This window comes from Saccharopolyspora elongata (assembly GCF_004348985.1).
GTDB lineage: Bacteria > Actinomycetota > Actinomycetes > Mycobacteriales > Pseudonocardiaceae > Saccharopolyspora > Saccharopolyspora elongata.
Map to the genome: position 1 here is coordinate 1 of NZ_SMKW01000197.1, position 2,524 is coordinate 2,524.

At 64.0% G+C, this 2,524-nt stretch carries 1 protein-coding gene; it reads left to right on the forward strand.

Annotated elements, in window-relative coordinates; all coding sequences use genetic code 11:
• The first annotated feature begins 672 nt into the window (after window positions 1-672).
• The gene (ltrA, locus tag E1288_RS46230) at window positions 673-2,430 is read left to right on the forward strand and encodes a group II intron reverse transcriptase/maturase (RefSeq protein ID WP_207954948.1); all 1,758 of its coding nucleotides are present in this window, start codon (window positions 673-675) and stop codon (window positions 2,428-2,430) included.
• Window positions 2,431-2,524: the final 94 nt, after the last annotated feature.

Below are 2,524 nucleotides of genomic sequence, written 5' to 3' on the forward strand. Positions count from 1 at the left end.
GTGCGACGCGAGGTCGCACGGTTGTGAGTGGATGCACCAAGGGAGGTTCGATGCTGTCGATGGTGTAATCCCCGGTCAGTGTCCGTTGATCGGTCCTCGCCCCGACGTGCGTTGCTGGTAACGGCAGGGTGCGGAGCTCGGGGGAAAGCCGGAGGGTTCCCGTTCCATCCGGGGACTACGGGCGAGAGGAAGACCGGACGGGTGAACATCAGTGAACCCTTGCCAGATGTCTCGTGACTGCGGATTCCCCGCGATGGGTTGCGGTAGTGGGGTTGCAGGGCTGGCCGTTGGAAAGCGGCGGGTGCCGACTGGATCATTCCTGTCCGGTCGGGAGGACACCACCGCCCCGGGACAAAGAGGGCACCCACCCCGGTCTGGTCTCACACGTGCGAAACGCGGAAACCCCGGCTGGGGTCCGGGCGGCGCAGTGCGTTGTCCGGTAGGCCGACCGTAAGGGAGGCGGACATCCCCAGTGGGACAGGATGGTTCAACAAGCGAAGGCCGGCGGCCGAAAGGCAGCAGGAAACCAGGACAACGAGTCGTCGACCTCCGTCGGCGTTCTGGATAACTGGCCGGATACGGGACGAAAGTGCCCGGCCCGCAAGGGAGCTGACGTGAACCAGGTGAGCCTGTGAACGAAACCTGACGACAACGTCGGAACCGGAGGGCAAGTTGGACGCTGCGGCGGTCGACGCCAAGGTGAACGGACCTGCGGACGAGTCCTTGGACTGGGACGCCATTGACTGGCGTGCTGTTGAGGATGACGTACGGCGTCTGCGGCAGAGGATCTTCACGGCGAGTCAGGCAGGGGATCTGAAGAAGGTCCGAAACCTGCAGAAGTTGATGCTTCGGTCTCGCGCCAACACGCTGCTGAGCGTGCGGCGGGTGACCGGAGACAATGCTGGCCGCAGGACGGCGGGTATTGACGGGCAGGTCATCACGACCTCGTTCGGCAAGGCGGCGTTGGTCAACTGGATGTGCCAGCAGACCGAGCCGTGGCATGCCCAGCCCGTTCGGCGGGTGTTCATCCCGAAATCGAACGGCAAACAGCGCCCGCTCGGGATTCCGGTAGTCGTCGACCGCGTGCTGCAGGCACGGGTGAAGAACGCGCTGGAACCGGAATGGGAGGCGCGGTTCGAACCGAAGTCCTATGGGTTCCGGCCGGGCCGTGGCTGCCATGACGCCATCGAAGCGGTCTATCAGGTGGTCAAGGGACGCAATCCCAAACGCCTGTGGGCCCTGGATGCGGACCTGGCAGCGGCGTTCGACCGCATCGATCACGACCACCTTCTGGGTTGTCTCGGAGGGTTTCCCGCGAGGGGAATGATCCGGGAATGGCTCAAGGCCGGTGTGATGGACAAAGGTCGTTTCGCCCCAACAGAGGCGGGAACGCCGCAAGGTGGCGTTGTCAGTCCCGTCTTGCTGAATGTGGCGTTGCACGGGATGGAGAAGGCCGCGGGAGTCAGGTACTTCCACCGCAGTCGAGGCGGACTCGAAACAGCACCTGACTGTCCTGTGCTGGTCCGTTATGCCGACGATGCCGTGGCCTTGTGTCACAGCCGCGAGCAGGCGGAACAGGTCAAGGCACGATTGGCCGAGTGGCTGGCGCCGAGGGGCCTGGTTTTCAACGAGGACAAGACAAAGATCGTCCACCTCGATGAGACCGGGTTCGATTTCCTCGGGTTCAACGTCCGTCGTTACCACGGCAAACTTGTCTTGATCAAACCCAGCCGGGAGGCCGTGAGACGCATCCGGAGAAGGCTGCGCACCGAAATGCGTGCCCTGCGCGGGTCCAACGCAGGCGGTGTGCTCAAGAAGCTCACTCCGATCATCCGGGGTTGGGCTGCCTACTACCGGACCGAGGTGTCGAGCGAGGTGTTCTCCGCGCTCGATGACTACATGTGGAAACTGACCTACCGGTGGGCACGACACACGCATCCGAACAAGTCTCGGTGGTGGGTCGTGGACCGCTACTACGGTCAGTTCAACCCGACCAAGCGCAACCGGTGGGTGTTCGGCGACCGGGACACCGGCGCCTACCTGCCCAAGTTCGCTTGGACTAAGATCGTCCGACACGCGATGGTCGTCGGGACCGCCTCGCCCGATGACCCGGCGCTGATCGAGTACTGGACACAGCGTCGCCGCAAGCAACCGCCTCCGCCGCTGAGCGCGCCCGTCCGGCGCCTTCTCGGTGTCCAACAAGGACGATGCGCTGCCTGCGGCGGGCTGTTGCTCTATGCCGACCAGCAGCCGCAAAGCCCGCAGCAGTGGGAACAATGGGTGCGCGTCACTCTGGTGGCGATCCGAAAGCAACATGTCGTCACCACCGCAACGCACGGCGGCACGGACGATCGCCGTCTCATCCACGCTTTCTGCCGTCGCCGAACCAAACCCGGTGACGGGACAGGAAGTCCAGCACTGCATACCTGAACGCCTTTGGGCTTGCTTGAGCCGTATGCGCGGAAACGTGCCAGTACGGTTCTGAGGGGGCGGCGGCGCAGCAATGCGCCGTCGCTACCCGACT